This window comes from Noviherbaspirillum sp. FW303-A3 (assembly GCF_058788695.1).
In genome coordinates, this window is sequence record NZ_JBYTAZ010000001.1 from 377,734 (window position 1) to 397,295 (window position 19,562).

Below are 19,562 nucleotides of genomic sequence, written 5' to 3' on the forward strand. Positions count from 1 at the left end.
TGAATTGATCTAGATTTTTTTAAGTTGAAAGCCGAGTCGGGGGAAATGCACTACCACCTCTCCCGCTATGGGATCGGTGCGGCGTACTGCCCATTCGGTATCGGTGGAAAGGACAAGATCCCCCTCCACCGGATCGAGCGCGTAATCCGTCGGGGTAATCGTCACACTGTCGCCGCGTGCAATGCCATGGGTGTCGACGAAAGACACCTCCTCCGTTGACGCCGGGGCGGACTCCTGCGCCACTTCGAGCGCAGATTCCGCGCGCAGCTTTTCCGGCTGCCCGTGCCCGAATCCCGCCATTCTCGCCGCCCACGCTTTCAGGTTCGGTGCAATGTCGAGAATGTCCGCCAGCGGCTGTGCAAGCTGCAGGAACCAGACGCAGTGATACACCGAGAAATCGGCAATGCTTGCCTGCGCGCCGAGCAGGTACGGCTTGCCGCCGGCGAGCATGTTGTCGAGCCGGCGCAGGTATTCCCTGAGATTGCCCGTCGCCTCGCCTATCGACATGCGTGGTGCATTGCCGCGCATCGCTGCCCGGTCCGCGCCAAACGCCTTCATCTGCTCGGGCGTCAATGGGCCGAGCAGGTACGGCATGGCCACAGGCTGGAACACATAAGCGATGACGGTCCAGAACAGAGTGGCGTCCGCCCACTGCGCGAGCGTACGCGACTGGCCCTCGACATCGGACGGATACAAGGACGGCGCGGGAGCAATGCGCTCCAGCACATCGGCAATCAGCGCGGTATCGCAGTAGATGTCGGCGCCGACCTGCAGCACCGGCGTACGGCGATAGCCGCCGGTCAGGGCCGTCAGGTTCGGCTTCGGCATGACGGGAGGAATGAAGACAGACTTCCAGGCCAGCTTCTTGAAGCCGAAGATCAGGCGCACCTTTTCGGAAAAGGGCGAGTTCTGATAGTGATGAAAAATGAGGTCGGACATGGCAGCTCCCGGAGAGGTCAGTCGATCAGATCAGCTTGACGAGCTGCTTGCCGAAATTGCGCCCCTTGAGCAGGCCGATAAATGCCTCGGGTGCCGATTCCAGCCCCTGCGCAACAGACTCGCGGAACTTCAGCTTGCCGGTGGCAACCAGGGTACCGAGTTCCTTCAGGCCCTGGGGCCACAGATCCATGTGTTCCGAGACAATAAAGCCGCGCATCGCCAGGCGCATCGTCAGGAAAAAGCGCGCGTTGCGGATCGGCGAGGGTTCGCCGTCATAGCCGGCGATCATGCCGCACAGGGCGATGCGCCCGAACGGATTCATCCGCTCCAGGCAGGCGTCGAAAATCTCGCCGCCGACATTTTCGAACACGCCGTCGATACCGTTCGGCGTCGCCTTGGCGAGCGCCTCTTTCAGATTGCCGGCCTTGTAGTCGATACAGGCGTCGAATCCGAGTTCGTTCACCACGTAATCGCACTTCTCCTTGCCGCCGGCAATGCCGACCGCACGGCAACCGCGCAGCTTCGCCAGCTGGCCGACGACACTGCCCACCGCGCCGCTCGCGGCGGACACGACAATGGTCTCCCCTTCCTTCGGCTGGATGATCTGCATCAGCCCATACCAGGCAGTCATGCCCGGCATGCCGACCGAACCAAGGTAAGCGGACAAGGGAATGTGGGTGGTGTCGACCTTGCGCAGCAGCGTGCCGTCGGACACGCCCATCTCCGACCAGCCGAACATGCCGACGACCTTGTCGCCGACGGCAAACTTCGGATTCTTCGATTCAACGATCTCGCCGACCGTCCCGCCGATCATGGTCTCGCCGATGGCCTGCGGCGCAGCATAGCTCTTCACGTCTTCCATGCGCATGCGCATGTACGGGTCGAGCGACAGGAAATGATTGCGGACCAGGAGTTCGCCATCCTTCAGGGTGGGAACCGGCACTTCCTCGAGGCGGAAGTTTTCCGGGACGACGTGGCCTTGCGGCCGCGAAGCCAGGACCATGCGCTTGTAAGTTGTCATGCTGTCTCCTCTTGAATCGTTATTCGTGTTCCAGCTTCTTCGCGACGTCCAGCCGCTTCAGGTACTTGAAGGTGCCCATTGCCTTGGCCACCAGCTTGTCGCCGCTCCAGACCTCGCCTTCGCAGAAGCACATGGTCATGGAGCGGTGGTAGGCTTTGCCCTTGGCGATGATGCGCCCGCCGGTATGCCCGCCCGGCTGCAGGAAGCTTGTCTTCATCTCGATCGTGACGCCGCCGCGCGCATCCGGGTCCAGCGACCGCCCGGCCAGGGACATCACCACGTCGAGCAGTGTCATGGTGATACCGCCATGGGTCACCATCCAGCTATTCATGTGGCGATGTTCGAGGTTCAGCGCGACCTGCGCCTCGCCATTGCCCATGCCGAGGAACTCGACGCCGAGGTCGTTCAGGAACGGAACCTCGGCCGGGAACGGTTGCGGCTTGCTCGTATCCATCAGTGCACTGCCGAGACGCCGCCGTCGACTGCGAGGATCTGGCCAGTGATGTGCTTGGATGCGTCGGACGAGAACAGCAATGCAGCGCCCTTCAGGTCTTCGTCGTCGCCGATCCGCTGCAGAGGCGCGCGCTTGGCAAGGTTGTCCTCGCCGAAGTTCTCCAGCACCCCCTTGGTCATCTTCGACGGGAAGAAGCCCGGAGCGAGCGCATTGACGGTGATGCCGTACTTGCCCCACTCGCCGGCCAGCGTGCGGGTGAAGTTGACGACCGCCCCCTTGGAGGTGTTGTAGGCAACGGTCTGCATGCTGTTCGGGCCATTGCCGGAGAGGCCGGCAATCGACGCAACGTTGATGATGCGGCCGTACTTGCGCGGAATCATCGACAGCTTGCCCACCGCCTGCGACAGCAGGAAAATGCTGCGGATGTTCAGGTTCATCACCTTGTCCCAGGCTTCCAGCGGATAGTCTTCCGCGGGAGCGCCCCAGGTCGCGCCGGCATTGTTGATGAGGATGTCGATGTGGCCAAGGCGCTTCATGGCTTCGGCGACCAGCGGCCCGACTGCCGATTCCTGCGAGAGGTCGGCGGCGATGGCGCTGGCCTCGATGCCGCGCGACTTCAGGTGCGCGACAGCTTCGTCAAGGTCGGCCTGCTTGCGCGAGGACAGCACGATCTTCGCGCCCTGCTCACCGAGCGCTTCCGCGATCTGCAACCCGAGTCCGCGCGACCCGCCGGTCACCAGCGCGGTCTTGCCGGTCAGGTCGAACAATTCTTTAGTGGTACGCATGTTGTCTCCTGTATGTAAGTAGATGTCAGAACCAGGCGTCCTGCATATCCAGTGTCGTCGTGTCGATGCTTTCCAGCAGGTCGAGCTGCGGATACACCTTCGGCAGTTCCCAGTTGAAGAAATACGTGCATGCCTGCAGCTTGCCGCGATAGAAATCGGCATCGTGCCCCGACTTGCCGACGCAAAGCAAGGCCTGTTCGAGCCATACCCAGGCAACGACCGAGTGGCCGAAGGCTTCGAGGTAGGCCGAGGCGTTGGCGAGCGTCTTGTTCATGTCGCCTGCGGCGTACAGCGCCTGCGTCACTTTCTCGATGCGCTGCAAGGCTGCGCCGAGCGACTTGGCGAAACCGGCCAGTTCCTTGACTTCCATCGCCTTGGCGATGGTCTTCTGCACCTCGGCGCCCAGCAGCTTGAACGCGGCGCCACCCTGCATCGTCACCTTGCGCCCCAGCAAATCCAGGCCCTGGATGCCGTGCGTGCCTTCGTGGATCGGGTTCAGGCGGTTGTCGCGGTAGAACTGCTCGACATTGTATTCCCGCGTGTAACCGTAACCGCCATGGACCTGGATCGCGAGATTGTTCGCTTCAAGGCACCATTGCGAAGGCCACGACTTGGCGATCGGCGTCAGGATGTCGAGCAGCAGCGTGGCATTACGGCGTACCTCTTCCGACTCGGCGGTGCGCTCCTCGTCGACCAGACGGGCGCAATAGAGGTTGAGTGCGAGGCCGCCCTCGACGTAGGATTTCTGCGCCAGCAGCATGCGCTTGACGTCGGTGTGCTGGACGATGGGAATCTGCGGCTGTGCGGCGTCCTTGTTCATTGGATGCCGTCCCTGCGGACGCTCGCGGGCGTATTCCAGCGCGTGCAGGTAGCCGGTATAGCCAAGCATGACCGCACCGAGGCCGACGCCGATGCGTGCCTCGTTCATCATGTGGAACATGTTGGCGAGGCCCTTGTGCTTTTCGCCGACGAGGTAGCCGATTGCGCCTGCCTGCCCGCCCGGCTTGTACTTGCCCTCGCCGAAATTCAGCAGGCAGTTGGTAGTGCCGCGATAGCCCATCTTGTGGTTCAGGCCGGCCAGTACCACGTCATTGCGCTCGCCGAGGGAACCGTCCGGGTTCACCAGCTTCTTGGGCACGATGAACAGCGAAATGCCCTTCACGCCCGGGATCAGCTTGCCATTTTCATCGGGAACCTTGGCCAGCACGAGGTGGACGATGTTTTCCGACAGCTCATGCTCGCCGGCGGAGATCCACATCTTGTTGCCCTTGAGACGATAGGTGCCGTCCGGCTGCGGCTCGGCGCGCGTCACGATGTCCGACAGCGAGGAACCGGCCTGCGGTTCGGACAGGCACATGGTGCCGAAGAAACGACCTTCCATCATCGGGCGCACGAAGGTCTCGATCTGCTCCGGCGTGCCGCACTTGATCAGCGTGTTGGCATTGCCGATGGTCAGGAAGGGATACGACGAGGTGCCGACGTTGGCGCCCTTGAAGTAGGCAAAGCCTGCCTTCTCGATCACGCACGGCAGTTGCATGCCGCCGAAGTCGTAATCCTGGCCAGCCGCCATCAGGCCGGCCTCGCAGAATGCCTTCAGTGCAGTCTGCACTTCCGGAATCATGTGGACCTTCTCGCCGTCAAAGTGCGGCTCTTCCTGGTCGTTCTTTTTGTTATGCGGCGCGAACAGGTCGGTGGCGATCTGCTCGCAGGTATCCATCGCGGCATTGAAGGTTTCGCGGGAATGGTCGGCGTAGCGCGCGCGCTTGGTGAGCTCTTCCGCCTTCAGCCATTCGTACAGGACGAAATCGAGGTCACGGCGGGAGACGATCTTGGATTGCATGTTGGTCCTCCATGCGTGCGGACACTCCGCCGCACGCGAGTGTGAGCGATGTCAAAAACGATCGTGGGCGCCTCGGCGCCCACGATTTGATCCTTACACGACTTCGAACAGGCCGGCTGCACCCTGGCCGCCGCCGATACACATCGTGACGACCACATACTTCGCGCCACGGCGCTTGCCCTCGATGAGCGCATGGCCGGTCAGGCGCGCGCCCGAGACACCATACGGATGGCCGACGGCGATCGCACCGCCATTGACGTTCAGGCGATCCATCGGGATGCCCAGCTTGTCGGCGCAGTACAGCACCTGCACGGCGAAGGCTTCGTTCAGCTCCCACAGGCCGATGTCCTCGACCTTCAGGCCGGCTTTCTTCAGCAGCTTGGGAATGGCGAAGACCGGGCCGATACCCATTTCATCCGGCTCGCAGCCGGCGATGGCAAAACCGCGGAAGATGCCCAGCGGCTGCAGGCCCTTCTGTTCCGCCAGCTTGCTGTTCATGACGATCGCGACCGAAGCACCGTCGGAGAATTGGCTTGCGTTGCCTGCCGTAATGACGCCGCCCGGAATCGCGGTACGGATCTTCGACACGCCTTCCAGCGTAGTGTCGGCACGGATGCCTTCGTCGGCGGAAATCGTGACTTCCTTCGTCACCAGCATGCCGGTTTCCTTGTCGGCCACGCCCATGATGGTGGTCATCGGAACGATTTCATCATTGAACTTGCCGGCTGCCAACGCGGCGGCCGCACGCTGCTGGCTCTGGACGCCGTATTCGTCCTGGCGCTCCTTGGCAATGTTGTAACGCTTGGCGACCGTTTCCGCAGTCTGCAGCATCGGCCAGTAGACTTCCGGCTTGTTCTGCTGGAGCCAGGTTTCAACAATCATGTGCTTGTTGGCTTCGTTCTGCACGCAGGAGATCGACTCGACGCCGCCTGCAGCATAGATGTCGCCTTCCCCGGCGATGATGCGCTGGGCAGCAGTGGCGATGGTTTGCAGGCCGGAGGAGCAGAAACGATTGATCGTCATGCCGGCGGTAGTCACCGGGCAGCCGGCGCGCAATGCGATCTGGCGCGCGATATTGCTGCCGGTGGCGCCTTCCGGCGTGGCGCAGCCCATGATGACGTCTTCCACTTTACCCGCATCGATCTTCGCGCGTTCAATCGCGGCCTTCAGGGCATGACCGCCCATGGTGGCGCCATGGGTCATGTTGAAGGCACCCTTCCAGGATTTGGCCAGGCCGGTACGGGCGGTGGATACGATGACGGCGTCAGTCATTTGAGGCTCCTTGTGTTGAATTGGTTGACGTCCAGGTCGGTGCGAGGACGCATCTTTATCGGGTTTTGCGACTTTGGTATTCCAACGAAATTTGAGAATACCACATTTTTAGCACGATCGTTCGTAAAAAATAAATCTATCTTTCCGCCTGCCCAAAATCCCGGTTTCATAGGGAAAACCCGCTGAAAACCGTTACTGCGCTTGTAAGGTTCTGTAAGTTTCAAGAAAGCGTCGCGTAAGGTTTCAGTCGCACACTCCAAACCGTGCAATCAAATGGGCAAGTGTATTTGCACATTCAATATTTTAATTATTCGAGTTTGAGGAGATTGGCATGGCGACAGTACAAGCTTCGGCTGACCGCGCAATGACAGCAGAAGAACGGAAAGTTATTTTCGCGTCTTCGCTGGGAACGGTTTTCGAGTGGTACGACTTTTATCTATACGGCTCGCTCGCAGCGATTATCGCGAAGCAGTTCTTCGCGGGCACCGATCCCAACACCGCGTTCATTTTCGCACTGCTGGCTTTTGCGGCGGGCTTCATCGTCCGTCCGTTCGGCGCACTCGTGTTCGGCCGCCTCGGCGACATGATCGGCCGGAAGTACACCTTCCTGGTCACCATCCTGATCATGGGTATCTCCACGTTCATCGTGGGCCTGCTGCCCAACTACGCATCGATCGGCATTACCGCTCCGATCATCCTGATCACGCTGCGTATTCTCCAGGGCCTCGCGCTCGGCGGCGAGTACGGCGGCGCGGCAACCTATGTTGCCGAACACGCTCCGCACGGCAAGCGCGGCGCCTACACCGCATGGATCCAGACGACCGCTACCCTCGGCCTGTTCCTGTCCCTGATGGTGATTCTGGGTACCCGTACCGCCATCGGCGAAACCGCGTTCGCCGACTGGGGCTGGCGCATCCCGTTCCTGGTCTCTGTGTTCCTGCTGGCAATTTCGGTGTGGATCCGTCTGTCCATGAACGAATCCCCGGCGTTCGCCAAGATGAAGGCTGAAGGCAAGACCTCCAAGGCCCCGCTGTCCGAGTCCTTCGGCCAGTGGAAGAACCTGAAGATCGTTATCCTGGCACTGGTTGGCCTGACCGCAGGTCAAGCTGTGGTCTGGTATACGGGCCAGTTCTACGCCCTGTTCTTCCTGACGCAGACGCTGAAGGTCGACGGTGCAACGGCTAACCTGCTGATCGCTGCTTCGCTGGTGATCGGTACCCCGTTCTTCATCGTGTTCGGCTCCCTGTCCGACAAGATCGGCCGCAAGCCCATCATCCTCGGCGGCTGCCTGATCGCTGCAGTGACCTACTTCCCGATCTTCAACGCCCTGACCCACTATGCCAACCCGGCCCTGGAACAGGCGATCAAGACCGCACCGGTGGTGGTGACCGCAGACCCGGCTGACTGCCAGTTCCAGTTCAACCCGACCGGCACCAAGAAGTTCACCTCCTCCTGCGATATCGTGAAGGCCAAGCTGGCTGCCGCTTCGGTGAACTACACCAACGAAGCTGCCGCTCCTGGCACTCCCGCTTCCGTCAAGGTTGGCGACAAGGTCATCCAGTCCTACAGCGCAGTCGGCCTGTCCAAGGACGACGCTGCTGCCAAGGACAAGGCTTTCTCCAAGGATCTGGGCGACGCCATCAAGGCCGCAGGCTATCCGACCAAGGCTGATCCGGCACAGATGAACAAGGGCATGGTTCTCGTGCTTCTGGTCATCCTCGTGATCTACGTGACCATGGTGTACGGCCCGATCGCTGCAATGCTGGTTGAACTGTTCCCGACCCGCATTCGCTACACTTCCATGTCCTTGCCGTACCACATCGGTAACGGCTGGTTCGGCGGCCTGCTGCCGACGACCTCGTTCGCACTCGTTGCGTACAAGGGCGACATCTACTTCGGCCTCTGGTACCCGATCGTCATCGCCTTGATGACTTTCGTGATCGGCCTGCTGTTCGTGGGCGAAACCAAGGATCGCGACATTTACGCGCACGACTAACCGTCTAATCGTCCCAGGCTTACCTTCGGGTAGCCCTGGTTTTGAAGCCGCCAGTTATCTGGCGGCTTTTTTTATGTCCTTCGCGGATTGATCAGTTGGCGACTGCACACGCTTCCTGAAGTTTGCCAAGCGAACATCATCTCGACATTGATTCTCCGGACAATTTGCCTCTGGCACTGGAAGAGGCCGTGCTGAAGATGGGCAACGGCGATCGCAACACCGGCCTGGATCTCCTGAAACGAGCGCACTTTGCCGGTGACACGGATGCGCTGAAGCTGTTCCTGGAGTACTTCCCGCCGAAGAATTATGCGGCGAAGTAGGATGATTTACCGGTCAACCGAACTGTCCCGGACAGTTCGGTGTAATCCTCTCGGGACGAAGTCGATCACGGCTGGAGCGTCAGCACGCCCAGCCTTCCCTTCTCCACATCTTCGCGCCGCGTCTTCATCGGCAGGTAGCCAACCTCTGCCCATCGCTGCACGAAGTTACGGTAGAACGGCGACAGTACATTGCCCGATTGCCCGGTGGAATGGATGAACTGCGAGTTTTCGAGGTTGGACAGGTCGTATAGCGCACGCAGGCTGGCTGCGTGACGGTTGGCGAATGGCGCTTTCTCGTCGCGCAGGTTATGCCGGCCCACATTGACCGTGAATGTATCGCCGGGCGTGGGCACGTTGAGGTCAAAATACGGCGCCAGCATGTCCACCTTGGCAAATGGCCGGTGCTCCGAGCGCGCCACATGGGCCGCGCCCCACTGCCATTTCGCCATGTCCGGACCAAAGCGCTTTTCGAGGTCGGCCAGAGCGGCATCCAGCGAAGCAGCCAGCACCTCGTCACACCCTTGCCTGTTGCCCTTGACTGCGATCGTCACATCATTGCACCAGCGGCTCTGCCCTTCCTGGTTCATCAGCACGTTCATCATCGGACGGTGAACGTTGCGCTGCTCCCAGTAATCTTTCATCAGCGCCTCGCCCAGCTCATCCGCAAAGATGTGCTTCGAGGCCATGCGCATCCAGGCGTTGTAGATCAGCGGTTCGGCGCGGTTGGCATCCATGGAACCATCCCAGCCGGCCAGCGTAGCCAGGGCTGCCTTGGCACGATCCGAGCGCGGCACCGTCTTGCGCAGCACCGGCAGGATCTCCTTCGCCGCCAGCGACAGGTGGTCCTTCTGGATGGCGGCAAAGCTGGCCATGCTGTGCTTGCCCTGCGCATCCAGCAAGGCGTCGATGCGGCGGGCGCGATACGGCAGGGTCCATTCGCTGGTCAGGAAATGCGGGTAATCGGCATCCACGATCTTGTGATTGGCGGTCATGATGCGGCGGGATTCCGGGTTGTATTTCCGTGGCAGCTCCTCGAACGGGATGAATCCGGCCCAGTCGTAGCGTGCATCCCAGCCTGGCGCCGGCGCCAGCCCCTTGAGATCATTCTCCGGCTTGCGCACCGGCACCCTGGCCGGCGCGATGAAGCCGATATTGCCGTCAACATCAGCATAGACGATGCTCTGCTGCGGCGAGCCGAAGTCCCTTGCCCCTTCGACGAATTGCTCCCAGTTCTGCGCCAGGCTGAACTTCATGCCGGCCTGCAGGGTCAGGTCGTCCGGCCGCAAGGCTGTCCAGGCAAAGGACACAACATATTTCTTCGCATCGATGGACGCCCGCTCGATGATGGGAAGCGCTCCGGTGATGACCGGGCCGTGGCGCGTTTCGCGCACTTCGATCGTGACGTCCGGCAGTCCTTTCACCTTGATCGTTTCAGTGCGTACCTTGAACTCGGCCCAGCCGTCAGGCGTCTGGTATTTCTTCCGGTCTTCCGGATGGACGCGCTCGATATAGAGATCCTGTACGTCCGGCGCAGTATTCGTAAATCCCCAGGCAATGCGATCGTTGCGTCCAAGCACCACCGACGGGATGCCGGGAAGCGTGGCGCCGATCGCGTTCAGGCCAGGCGCGGACAAATGTGCGAAATACCACAGCGCGGGCGCCGAGAGCCCAAGGTGCGGATCGTTGGCGAGAAGAGGCTTGCCGGTTTCGGACAACGCGCCCGCCACCACCCAGTTGTTCGACCCCATGCCGTCCACGTAGGACGGCGGCGCGACGGAAGCAACCTTTTCCAGTTGTGCCGCCGTCCCCGCCAAGTCGCGATAAAGCTGCGTGAAATCCTGCGTGGGCACGACCGGATCGCCAGGATACGGAGCCAGGAATTCATTGATCTGCGCCAGCGTCAGGCGTTGCGAAAGGCGCATGCGCAGCAGTTCCTGCGTCCAGTTGGTCCCAAGGTCCCAGGCCATCATGGTCTGCCAGCCGATGGAATCGACCGGATGCCACGGTGCCGGAGCGGGGGCGCCGGTAAGGAGGAATTCCGGCGGCAAGGGGCCGCTGCGATCCTCGAGCCAGGCATTCACGCCGCGCGCGTAGGCATCCAGCGCGTCGCGCGTCTGTTGCGACAGGTTGCCGAGGATTTTTTCCGCATTGCGCCGTACGCCCAGTGTGCGGATGAAGCGGTCGGTATCGAGCGCATTCGGCCCGAGGATTTCGGCCATTCGCCCCGCCGGAATGCGGCGGTTCAGCTCCATCTGCCACAGCCGGTCCTGCGCATGCACATAGCCCAGCGCGAAATAGGCGTCCTGCGGCGATTTCGCGTAGATATGCGGGATTCCCTGGGCATCGCGCACGATGTCGACAGAGGCGGTGAGTCCTTTCAGGGTTCGCGTGCCGTCCACCTGCGGCTGGCTGGCGCCGTGATACCACCAGGCGGCGCCGGCAGCGGCAAGCACAAGCACCAGCAGGACCAAGGCAACTTTTTTGAATATTCCAGTCATACGGTTATGCGCGCTCCTCGTTCTTCACCGCTGCGAGGTTATCACAGCGCATGAGGCCCACGGCCATACTCCCCGAGAGGGAAACATTGTCAGATGTTAAGATGTCGACTCGTGTAATGACAACGCAGTCGAATTCCTATCTTATGAAATTTGATGTCGCCATTGTTGGCAGCGGCCTCGCCGGCCTGTCCGTCGCCCTGCACCTCGCGCAAACGCACAAGGTGGCTGTGGTATCCAAGCGCACTCTGCTCGATGGCGCAAGCAATTGGGCACAAGGCGGCATCGCCGCAGTGCTCGATTCCGGCGACAGCCACGACCAGCATATCGCCGACACCCTCGTTGCCGGCGCCGGGCTGTGCGACGAAGGCGCCACGCGCTTTATCGTCGAACACAGCCGCGAGGCGATCGAGTGGCTGATCGAACAAGGCGTTCCCTTCACCCGCGATCCGACCGCCGAGCTGGGTTACCACCTGACCCGTGAAGGCGGGCACAGCCAGCGGCGCATCATCCACGCCGCCGACGCCACCGGGCATGCGGTGCAGGTCACGCTGGAGCAGAAGGCGCGCAACCATCCGAACATCACCGTTCTCGAACATCATTTCGCCATCGACGTCATCACCTCCGACAAGCTGGATGCCTACACCGGCACACATCGTTGCGTCGGCCTGTATGTGCAGGACGTCAATACCGGCGACGTAATGACGCTTGCGGCGGATCACACCGTGCTCGCCACAGGCGGCGCGGGCAAGGTCTACCTCTACACGACCAATCCCGACACCGCGACCGGCGACGGCATCGCGATGGCGTGGCGCGCCGGCTGCCGGGTGGCGAACATGGAATTCATCCAGTTCCACCCGACCTGCCTCTACCACCCGTACGCCAAGTCCTTCCTCATTTCCGAAGCCGTGCGCGGTGAAGGCGGCCTGCTCAAGCTGCCCGCCGAGGCCGGGGTAGCAGCCGGACGCCGCTTCATGCCCACGCATGACGAACGCGCCGAACTTGCCCCCCGCGACGTGGTCGCGCGCGCGATCGACTTCGAGATGAAAAAGCGCGGCCTGGACTATGTCGACCTCGACATCAGCCACCAGCCGCCCGAGTTTCTCAAGGAGCACTTTCCGACCATCTATTCGCGCTGCCTGGAACTCGGCATCGACATCACGAAGCAACCGATCCCGGTCGTTCCCGCAGCGCATTACACCTGCGGCGGCGTGGTGACGGACATGTACGGCCGAACCGACCTCCCCGGCCTGTATGCGGTGGGCGAGACCGGGTATACCGGACTGCATGGCGCCAACCGGCTCGCCAGCAACTCGCTGCTGGAATGCCTGGTGCTGGGGCGCGCGGCGGCGCTGCATATCGAAAAGCAGCCGAAGCAGAAATCCCGGCCCCTTCCGGCATGGGACGAAAGCCGCGTGACCGACGCGGACGAGGAAGTCGTCATCGCCCACAACTGGGACGAACTGCGCCGCTTCATGTGGAACTACGTGGGTATCGTGCGCACCACCAAACGGCTGGAGCGGGCGCAGCACCGCATCGGGCTGTTGCGCGAAGAGATTTACGAGTACTACTCGCATTTCCGCATCACGCGCGACCTGCTGGAACTGCGCAACCTGGTCGACGTCGCCTCCATGATCGTGGACAGCGCGTTGTCACGCCGCGAAAGCCGCGGCCTGCATTTCAGCCAGGACTTCCCGGAAACCCTGCCCAAAGCCCTGCCCACTGTCCTGTCGCCGTCCCGGCGCTGATCCCCTGCTCTCCGCTCAACGCCTCCTTTCACGGAGGCGTTTTTTCTTTTCAAATTACCAACTCGGAAAAGTATTTCCGATGGTCATGAAAATGGTGCAATATAGATCCTGATCCAGAGCAGTTCGGCCTTGTTCAACTCGACTAGATGGTCAGCCCATGTCCGATATCGCATCAGGTTCTGCGCTGCACAGCCATTGGATAAAGGAGTTCTTCCTCGCGCGCCAGCCCATCCTCAATCGTGGACAAGGGCTTGTTGCCTACGAACTGCTCTTCCGGCGTGCCGATGCCGCAACGGCAAGCGTCATCGACGACCTTGCCGCAACCGCATCCGTCATCGAACATGCGACCGAGCTGGGAATGGAGAACGTGATCGGCGGATCGCTCGGTTTCGTCAACATCGACAAGTCGGTCCTGATGAGCGACTTCGTCCAGTTTCTCCCCCGCGAAAAAGTCGTCCTCGAAATCCTGGAAACGGTCAAAGTGAACGGAGAAGTCCTGGACCGCGTCGCCGAACTCCGGAAAGCGGGCTATACCTTCGCACTCGACGACGTCATCAATGAATCGGAAGACGTGCGCCTGCTCCTGCCGCATGTAGACATCATCAAGGTGGATATCGCGGGACTCGAACCCGGCGTCCTCGATCAGCTCAGCGTGCGCTTCCGCACAGCGAAGAAAAAACTGCTCGCCGAAAAAGTCGAAAGCCTCGATGAGTACCGGCGCTGCCTCGACCTCGGTTTCGATTACTTCCAGGGCTACTATTTCGCCAAGCCGGCGATCCTGAGCGGCAGGAAGCTTTCGCCCTCGCAGGTCGCCCTGGTCCGGCTCATGTCGCAGTTGAATTCCGATGCCGAGAACGCCGACATCGAACGCACCATCAAGCAGGATGCCTCCATGGGCATCACGCTGCTGCGCATGGCCAACTCCCCTGCGCTCGGCACGGGCCATCACATCACTTCACTGTCCCAGGCCCTGCTGTTGCTCGGCCGGCGCCAGCTGCAGCGCTGGGTGCAAATCCTGCTCTATGCCGAGCCGATGAAATCGACCGGAATGCTGTCCCCGCTCCTTATCATGGCCACGACACGCGGCAAGCTGCTCGAGCTGCTGGCAGGCCACATCGCACCGCGCAACCGCAACATGGCGGACATTGCGTTTACGGTGGGTATCATGTCCTTGATGGACGCCCTGTTCGGCCAGCCGATGGACAAGATCCTGGAACAGATGATGGTGGTCGATGCCGTGAAGGAAGCGCTGCTCGCGCGGGAAGGTATTTACGGCGAAATGCTGAAGCTGGCGGAACATATCGAGCAAGCCGGCGAGTCCAACATGCAGATTGATCCGGCGTTGACCAGCCTTGGACTGACACGAGAGGATTTGTTCGACATCCAGCTGGATGCGTATGCCTGGAGCGAACAGGTGTCGCGCCAGACATAGGTTGATTACTCCACGACGCGCAGCGAATAGTCGGTCGCGCGGACATCCTTGGTGAGGCTGCCGATGGAAATGCGGTCAACACCCGTCTCGGCAATGGCACGCACAGTGCTCATGTTCACCCCGCCGGAGGCTTCGAGCAATGCGCGGCCATCGGTGATCTTCACTGCGTCGCGCATCATCTCCAGCGTGAAGTTGTCGAGCAGGATGGAGGTGGCGCCGGCGGCAAGGGCTTCCTCCAGCTCCACCAGGCTTTCCACCTCGACCTGGATGGTCACGCCGGCATGCAGCGCAATGGCGGCACGCATTGCCGCGGTAATGCCGCCGGCTGCCGCGATATGGTTTTCCTTGATCAGGATCCCGTCGTACAAGGCAAGGCGCTGGTTCTTGCCGCCGCCCACGCGCACCGCGTACTTCTGCGCCAGGCGCAGGCCGGGCAGCGTCTTGCGGGTATCCAGCACCGATGCACGGGTGCCCTGCACGACGTCGGCGTATTCCCTTGTCGCGCTCGCTACGCCGGACAGCAGCTGCAGGAAGTTCAGCGCAGTCCGTTCCGCCGTCAGCAGCGCACGCGCCGGTGCCTCGATGGCGCAGACCTCGCTGTCGGCCGTCATGGACGCGCCTTCGGCATAGCGCCACTCGATGCGGATGCGCGGATCGAGCTGGGTCATCACGCCCTCGAACCAGGGGGCGCCGCACAGCACGGCCGCTTCGCGCACAATGACGCGGGCCTTCACCCATTCGTTTTCCGGGACCAGCAAGCCGGTCACGTCGCCGGTGCCCACGTCCTCTGCCAGCGCAGCGCGGATATTCTCTTCAAAAGCCGCAACCAGGGCTGCGTCAAAAGGGGCAAACGGGTTCTTGAGAGTGCTCATGCGGGTCCGATTCCTGCAAACAGTTTTTGTTCTTTTGCCAGGTCGCCGCTCGGACGGACGTTGGCTTTTCGTGCAGCGGCAAAGGCCAGCATGCGGTCGATGCAGACAAAGGCCTTGCGGCCGGTTTCCGGATCGACGTGGATTTCGTTCTTGCCCGACTCCAGCACCTCGGCCAGGTTCTGCAGGCCGTTCATGGCCATCCACGGGCAGTGCGCGCAGCTCTTGCAGGTGGCGCTGTTGCCGGCCGTCGGCGCGTCGATGAAGCGCTTGCCCGGCGCGGCCATGCGCATCTTGTGCAGGATGCCGTTATCGGTGGCGACGATGAACTCCTGCGCATCGAGCGACTTCGCCGCTGCGATGAGCTGGGAGGTCGAACCGACGACGTCGGCCTGGGCCACGACCGCCTCGGGCGATTCCGGGTGCACCAGGATCTTGGCGTGCGGATGCTCCTTGCGCAGCAACTCCAGTTCGACGCCCTTGAACTCGTCGTGCACCAGGCAGGAGCCCTGCCACAGCAGCATGTCGGCGCCGGTCTTCTTCTGGATGTAGCCGCCCAGATGCTTGTCCGGCGCCCACAGGATTTTCTTGCCCTGCGCATGCAGGTGTTCGACGATGTCGAGGCCGATCGACGACGTCACCATCCAGTCGGCGCGCGCCTTCACCGCGGCGCTCGTGTTGGCATAGACCACCACCGTCCGGTCAGGGTGCGCATCGCAGAAGGCGGCAAATTCGTCGGCGGGACACCCGAGGTCGAGCGAACAGGTGGCGTCGAGGTCGGGCATCAGGATCGTCTTGTCCGGACTCAGGATCTTGGCGGTTTCGCCCATGAACTTCACGCCGGCCACCACTAGCGTCTTCGCAGCATGGTCACGGCCGAAACGAGCCATTTCCAGGGAGTCTGACACGCAGCCCCCTGTTTCCTCGGCCAGGTCTTGCAGGTCCGCATCCACATAATAGTGGGCGACGAGCACTGCCTGTTTCTCTTTCAGGAGGCGCTTGATCTTGTCCTTGAGCGCCGCTTTTTCCTCGGGGGACGGCGACAAGGGCACGCGTGCCCAGGCGTTGGCGACGCAACTGGTCCCCGCATCCATCTGCGGGCGTTCGAATTCGACGGTCTTGATGGGTTGAATCTGCATGGTGATGACGCAAAAATCGGGCGTGGAATACGCCAAGACGGAGAGTATGCCTGATAAAGAAGAACTAGGGGTCGTTGCGGGTATTTCAAGTGCTTCCCTGAAATTGCGCGAAATTACTTCCGGATCGCCGAAGAAAATTGATAGAAATCATCAATTGCACATTTTTGATGTTTCCATATATCAATTTTGCATTTACGCAACTTGGTTTAGATAGCATACTGATCCTGATAAAAATCAATATCAGACAGCCTGCGGCGTTATAAACAGTCATTCTCTGGCGTTGCCAGCAGGAATAACAACGACATGACTGAGAAGTCCTGCACGCTCCGAAGAGGGCAGCGGGTGGATGAGACGGAATGCATTTTTGCGAGGGGGAGACAAACCCATGACGCATCGAATTTTCGACAAGACCGACAAAGGTCGCGAAGAGATAGCAACGCGCAAGCACCAGCTGCCCACCCGGCTGCGCACCCTGCTGGTGATGGTGGATGGCAAGCAAAGCGGTGAAGATCTGCTCAAGAAGGTGGCGAGCCTCGGACTGAACGAAGAAAGCATGTCCGAACTGCTGAAAAACGGGTTTATCCAGCCCGTGGCGCAACTGCAACCAGTCCCGGTGCCGCCGATTCCCGCCCAAGCCCCCCCTGCCCAGCATGTCACGCCAGCCGCTGAAATTGCCGATGGGTCCAGCCAGTTCCAGGCGATTTACCAGTTCTATACGGAAACAATCAAGAGCACGATCGGCCTGCGCGGTTATTCGCTTCAGCTGAAGGTCGAGAAAGCCGGTTCCATCGACGATTTCCGCGCCCTGCGCGATCCCTATCTGGAAGCCGTGCTGAAGGCCAAGGGCAATGAAGTCGCGCGCAGCCTGCGCACGCGACTTGACCAGTTGCTCTATATGGGAGAATCCGCCCCCAACACGACGATCGTCGGGATGAACGCGGCAATGGCCGAATGACTTATTCGATTCCCTGGCTGGTGAGGTACTCTTCGTAGCCGCCGTGGAAGTCGATGATCTCGCCTTCCCGGATTTCAAGAATGCGGGTGGCCAGCGACGAAACGAATTCCCGGTCGTGCGACACGAAGATCAGCGTGCCGGCATATTTATCCAGCGCGATGTTGAGCGACTCGATGGACTCCATGTCCATGTGGTTGGTCGGTTCGTCCATCAGCAGCACGTTGTGACGGCCGAGCATCAGCTTGCCGTACATCATGCGGCCCTTCTCACCGCCTGACAGCACCTTCACCGACTTTTTCACATCGTCGCCGGAGAACAGCAGGCGACCGAGGATGGAGCGCACCGCCTGGTCGTCATCGCCCTCCTTCGTCCACTGCCCCATCCAGTCGGTCAGGTTCTTGTCGACGGCAAATTCCTCGGTCGGGTCCTGCGGCATGTAGCCGACGTTCGCATTCTCTGCCCATTTGGACACGCCACTGTCCGTTTGCATGCCGCATACATCGCCGCCGACGGAGCGCAACAGCGTCGTCTTGCCTGCGCCGTTTGCACCGATGATGGCGATCTTCTCGCCGGCTTCCACCATGATGTTGAAGTTTTTGAAAATCGTGCGGTCATAGGACTTCGTCAGGCCCTGCGTCTCAACGGCGAGCCGATGCAGTTTCTTCTCACCTTCAAAGCGGATGAACGGCTCCTGGCGGCTGGACGGCTTGATGTCTTCCACCTTGATCTTCTCGATCTGCTTGGCGCGCGACGTCGCCTGGCGCGCCTTGGACTTGTTGGCCGAGAAGCGGCGCACGAATTCCTGCAGTTCGGCCACGCGTTCCTTGGCCTTGGCGTTGGCCGCCAGCACCTGCGCGCGGGCCTGGGACGACGCCAGCATGTAGTCGTCGTAATTGCCCGGGTAGATCTTCAGGGTGCCGTAGTCCATGTCGGCCATGTGCGTGCACACCTGGTTCAGGAAGTGGCGGTCGTGCGAAATGATGATCATGGTGGAGTTGCGCTCGTTGAGCACGTCCTCCAGCCAGCGGATGGTATTGATGTCGAGGTTGTTGGTCGGTTCGTCCAGCAGCAGGATGTCCGGATTGGAAAACAGGGCCTGCGCCAGCAGCACGCGCAGCTTCCAGCCGGGAGCGATGTTGCTCATCGGGCCCTGGTGCTGGTCGAGCGGGATGCCTACGCCAAGCAACAGTTCGCCTGCACGCGCCTCGGCGGTGTAGCCGTCGTACTCGGCGAATTTCGCTTCGAGGTCGGCGGCGCGCATGTAATCGTCGTCGGTCGCGTCCGGGTTCGCATAGATCGCGTCACGTTCCGTCATGGCTGCCCACATCTCGCTATGGCCCATCATGACGACGTCGAGCACGCGCTTGTCTTCGAAGGCGAACTGGTCCTGGCGCAATTTGCCCAGCCGCTCGTTGGGATCGAGCATGACGTTGCCGCCACTTGGGTCCAGGTCGCCGCCGAGGATTTTCATGAAGGTCGACTTGCCGCAGCCGTTCGCGCCGATGAGGCCGTAACGGTTGCCGTCGCCGAATTTGACGGAGATGTTTTCGAACAGCGGCTTGGGGCCGAACTGCATCGTGATGTTTGCGGTGGAAAGCACGGGTAAAACCTTTTGCGGATGATTCGGGAATAACCCGCCATTTTAACACCCCGCACCACCTAAGACGCCTCGTTCAGCAGATTCCGCCGCGCATTCATGAAGGCCTCGGCCGCGCGCCGCATTGCCATTTCATCAACCCTCGGCTGGTAGAGCGAGCCTCCGATGCCGAATCCCGTGGCGCCCGCGGCGACGTAAGCAGCCATGTTTTGCGGCTGGATACCGCCGACCGGGAACAACGGCGCATCCTCCGGCAGGATTGACCGGATGGCTTTCACCGCGGCGGGCGGGATCATTTCGGCGGGGAACAGCTTCAGGCCGTGCGCCCCTGCCGCTAGCGCCTGAAAAGCCTCGGTGGGCGTGGCGACGCCGGGAAGTGCGACCATCCCGTTCTTTGCCGCATGGCTGATGACTTCCGGGGCACAGTGTGGCGACACGATCAGGCGCCCGCCCGCCTCCTTCACTGCATCGACATCCTGCACCGACAGCACGGTGCCGGCGCCGATCAGTGCATCGTCAGGGGCGTTGCGCAGCAAGGCGAGGATTGCATCGATCGCGCCCGGCCGGTTCAGCGGCACTTCCAGCATGCGGAAGCCGGCCTCGAACAGGATCTGGCCGACCTTCGGCGCTTCCGAGGGCGTCAGGCCGCGCAGGATGGCAACAAGCGGACAAGGGGATGGTTTGAACAGGTCCATGGTGA

At 61.2% G+C, this 19,562-nt stretch carries 17 protein-coding genes; 6 read left to right on the forward strand and 11 right to left on the reverse strand.

The annotated features are described in order from the left end of the window. Positions 1-9: 9 nt before the first annotated feature. The 6 genes from AC3WOY_RS01795 to AC3WOY_RS01820 all read right to left on the reverse strand — a co-directional run bounded on the left by AC3WOY_RS01795 (position 10) and on the right by AC3WOY_RS01820 (position 6,311). A complete protein-coding gene (locus AC3WOY_RS01795; protein WP_492420664.1) occupies positions 10-939 on the reverse strand; it encodes a glutathione S-transferase family protein in 930 nt (309 codons plus the stop codon). A 25-nt stretch (positions 940-964) separates the two neighbouring features. Continuing rightward, positions 965-1,960, reverse strand: coding sequence for an NADP-dependent oxidoreductase (locus tag AC3WOY_RS01800; RefSeq protein WP_492420665.1), 996 nt, complete (start codon positions 1,958-1,960; stop codon positions 965-967). A 19-nt stretch (positions 1,961-1,979) separates the two neighbouring features. After that, a complete protein-coding gene (locus AC3WOY_RS01805; protein WP_492420666.1) occupies positions 1,980-2,414 on the reverse strand; it encodes a PaaI family thioesterase in 435 nt (144 codons plus the stop codon). Continuing rightward, entirely contained in the window at positions 2,414-3,199 is a 786-nt protein-coding gene (locus AC3WOY_RS01810; RefSeq protein WP_492420667.1) for an SDR family oxidoreductase, read from the reverse strand. Before AC3WOY_RS01810 ends, AC3WOY_RS01805 begins: the two co-directional genes overlap by 1 nt. A gap of 25 nt (positions 3,200-3,224) precedes the next feature. After that, a complete protein-coding gene (locus tag AC3WOY_RS01815; RefSeq protein WP_492420668.1) occupies positions 3,225-5,039 on the reverse strand; it encodes an acyl-CoA dehydrogenase in 1,815 nt (604 codons plus the stop codon). 93 nt (positions 5,040-5,132) lie between these two features. Next, complete coding sequence (locus tag AC3WOY_RS01820; RefSeq protein WP_492420669.1) at positions 5,133-6,311, reverse strand: acetyl-CoA C-acyltransferase; 1,179 nt, start codon at positions 6,309-6,311, stop codon at positions 5,133-5,135. A 331-nt stretch (positions 6,312-6,642) separates the two neighbouring features. On the opposite strand from AC3WOY_RS01820, the gene AC3WOY_RS01825 reads away from it, so the two are divergent. Together AC3WOY_RS01825 and AC3WOY_RS01830 are read left to right on the forward strand one after the other, a co-directional pair. Further along, entirely contained in the window at positions 6,643-8,307 is a 1,665-nt protein-coding gene (locus AC3WOY_RS01825; RefSeq protein ID WP_492420670.1) for an MFS transporter, read from the forward strand. Between the two features lie 164 nt (positions 8,308-8,471). Next, complete coding sequence (locus AC3WOY_RS01830; protein ID WP_492420671.1) at positions 8,472-8,627, forward strand: hypothetical protein; 156 nt, start codon at positions 8,472-8,474, stop codon at positions 8,625-8,627. 65 nt (positions 8,628-8,692) lie between these two features. Here AC3WOY_RS01830 and AC3WOY_RS01835 read toward each other — a convergent pair whose 3' ends face one another. Continuing rightward, positions 8,693-11,125, reverse strand: coding sequence for a penicillin acylase family protein (locus AC3WOY_RS01835; RefSeq protein WP_492420672.1), 2,433 nt, complete (start codon positions 11,123-11,125; stop codon positions 8,693-8,695). Positions 11,126-11,268: 143 nt separating this feature from the next. On the opposite strand from AC3WOY_RS01835, the gene nadB reads away from it, so the two are divergent. Continuing rightward, the gene (gene nadB, locus AC3WOY_RS01840; protein WP_492420673.1) at positions 11,269-12,870 is read left to right on the forward strand and encodes an L-aspartate oxidase; all 1,602 of its coding nucleotides are present in this window, start codon (positions 11,269-11,271) and stop codon (positions 12,868-12,870) included. A 157-nt stretch (positions 12,871-13,027) separates the two neighbouring features. Further along, positions 13,028-14,302, forward strand: a complete 1,275-nt coding sequence (locus tag AC3WOY_RS01845; protein WP_492420674.1) for an EAL and HDOD domain-containing protein — start codon at positions 13,028-13,030, stop codon at positions 14,300-14,302. Positions 14,303-14,307: 5 nt separating this feature from the next. Here the strand turns inward: AC3WOY_RS01845 and nadC are convergent, their stop codons facing one another. Both nadC and nadA read right to left on the reverse strand, forming a co-directional pair. Then, a complete protein-coding gene (nadC, locus tag AC3WOY_RS01850) occupies positions 14,308-15,174 on the reverse strand; it encodes a carboxylating nicotinate-nucleotide diphosphorylase (RefSeq protein ID WP_492420675.1) in 867 nt (288 codons plus the stop codon). Then, complete coding sequence (nadA, locus tag AC3WOY_RS01855) at positions 15,171-16,310, reverse strand: quinolinate synthase NadA (protein WP_492420676.1); 1,140 nt, start codon at positions 16,308-16,310, stop codon at positions 15,171-15,173. Before nadA ends, nadC begins: the two co-directional genes overlap by 4 nt. Between nadA and AC3WOY_RS01860 the strand changes: the two genes are divergently transcribed. Beyond that, positions 16,309-16,524 (forward strand): hypothetical protein, encoded by a 216-nt coding sequence (locus AC3WOY_RS01860; protein WP_492420677.1) that lies wholly within the window; start codon positions 16,309-16,311, stop codon positions 16,522-16,524. The two genes, nadA and AC3WOY_RS01860, sit on opposite strands and share 2 nt — an antisense overlap. A gap of 171 nt (positions 16,525-16,695) precedes the next feature. Next, positions 16,696-17,265 (forward strand): hypothetical protein, encoded by a 570-nt coding sequence (locus tag AC3WOY_RS01865; protein WP_492420678.1) that lies wholly within the window; start codon positions 16,696-16,698, stop codon positions 17,263-17,265. Between the two features lies 1 nt (position 17,266). Here the strand turns inward: AC3WOY_RS01865 and AC3WOY_RS01870 are convergent, their stop codons facing one another. Further along, positions 17,267-18,865, reverse strand: coding sequence for an ABC-F family ATPase (locus tag AC3WOY_RS01870; protein WP_492420679.1), 1,599 nt, complete (start codon positions 18,863-18,865; stop codon positions 17,267-17,269). Between the two features lie 59 nt (positions 18,866-18,924). Then, positions 18,925-19,557 (reverse strand): 2-dehydro-3-deoxy-6-phosphogalactonate aldolase, encoded by a 633-nt coding sequence (locus AC3WOY_RS01875; RefSeq protein ID WP_492420680.1) that lies wholly within the window; start codon positions 19,555-19,557, stop codon positions 18,925-18,927. Between the last annotated feature and the right edge of the window lie 5 nt (positions 19,558-19,562).